The organism is Streptomyces sp. NPDC058231, from assembly GCF_042882275.1.
Classification (GTDB): domain Bacteria; phylum Actinomycetota; class Actinomycetes; order Streptomycetales; family Streptomycetaceae; genus Streptomyces.
This window is the reverse complement of record NZ_JBHVWN010000182.1, coordinates 1-1,275: the sequence shown is the minus strand read 5'-3', so window position 1 is coordinate 1,275 and position 1,275 is coordinate 1. Positions and strand designations below refer to the sequence as shown.

At 64.9% G+C, this 1,275-nt stretch carries 2 protein-coding genes; one reads left to right on the top strand and one right to left on the bottom strand.

From position 1 onward, the window contains the following. Positions 1–462: NUDIX hydrolase family protein (locus tag ACFVXE_RS39145; RefSeq protein ID WP_389678581.1), on the bottom strand; the 462-nt coding region annotated here is incomplete at its 3' end. Positions 463–926: 464 nt separating this feature from the next. Between ACFVXE_RS39145 and ACFVXE_RS39140 the strand changes: the two genes are divergently transcribed. Next, the coding region (locus ACFVXE_RS39140; protein WP_389678579.1) for a hypothetical protein at positions 927–1,275 on the top strand (349 nt) is incomplete at its 3' end.

The following is a 1,275-nucleotide window of genomic DNA, read 5'->3' as shown; positions in this document are numbered from 1 at the left end:
GCTCTGCACAGCTGGCGAGGCTGCGTCTTGCGGGCTGAACCAGACGAGGTCCAGCGCGTCCTGCCGCGGGCGGCAATCGCCGGTCACCGGCACCACGTACGCGAGAGAGACCGCGTGTTGGCGCGGGTCGTGGTACGCGGTGATGCCCGCTGTGGGGAAGTATTCGGCGACCGTGAAGGGCTGCGGAGAGACAGGTACGCGCGGCAGCGCCATCGGGCCAAGGTCCTTTTCCAAGTGGCGTAGTAGCGCGTCACGGACCCGCTCGTGGTGCATGACACGGCCGGATACCAGTGTGCGACTGATGGTTCCACCGGCGCCGATCCGTAGGAGCAGTCCGATGCTGGTGACGTCGCCGCGCTCGTCCACGCGCACAGGCACGGCCTCGACGTACAGGATGGGCATCTGAGCCCTGGCCATGGCCAGCTCGTCCGTGGTCAGCCAGCCGGGTGTGGTCTCGGTCATGTCAGACATCGCTTGATCATACTTTGTCGGCCGGGCCTCAGCCCAGGCCGCGTGTCTTCCAGCCGCGTGGGAGGTCTGCGTCGAGGACTTGAAGACCCGAGGAGCTTGAACGCCGTCGCCAGGGTGGACTCCTGCCGCCTTGCGGGGGCGTTGAGTGCCGTGCTGATGTACCGGGGGGGAGAGAGAGCAGGGACAAAGGCCACCAACTCGCAGACCCCACTGACCGGACTCGGCGACGTGGCCCATCTGTCGGGCGCTGTACACGTTCGGAATGCTCTGTTCCGAATGGGGGTACGCGACATACCTGTCATTTGCATTTCACCACCCGAAGTCCTCGTACCGAATAATTCCCGCCCATCGGCACCCGGTCGCCCTATACTGCTCTTTCCGTCCTTGACAGTCGACTCGGCAAGGGAAAGACTGCCGATCTCGATCTTAGAATTGACTTCACGGGGGATAACTTCATGCGCAAATACATGATTCCGCTGAGCGTCGGTGCCGCCATGCTTCTCGCGGTGACCACAGCCGGCAGCGCGCAGGCCGCACAGGGCAACTCCGACTGGCGCTACCTGGACTGCACCTCCTCCGGGGCCCAGGGAGAGCTCGGCTACCGGTGGTACAGCAAGGGCACCACAGGGGAGGTGGACCTGGGGCTCACCGCCCTCGACATCGACTCGGACGGCCACCACCCCGAGGTCCGATTCGTTTCGAGGAACTACCCCGGGACGATCAAGTACTGGAGCTGGCATTCGTACGACGGCGGCGCCGGAAGCGGGCAGGCCTGGTACACGACGGCACAGAGCTCCGAAGGCC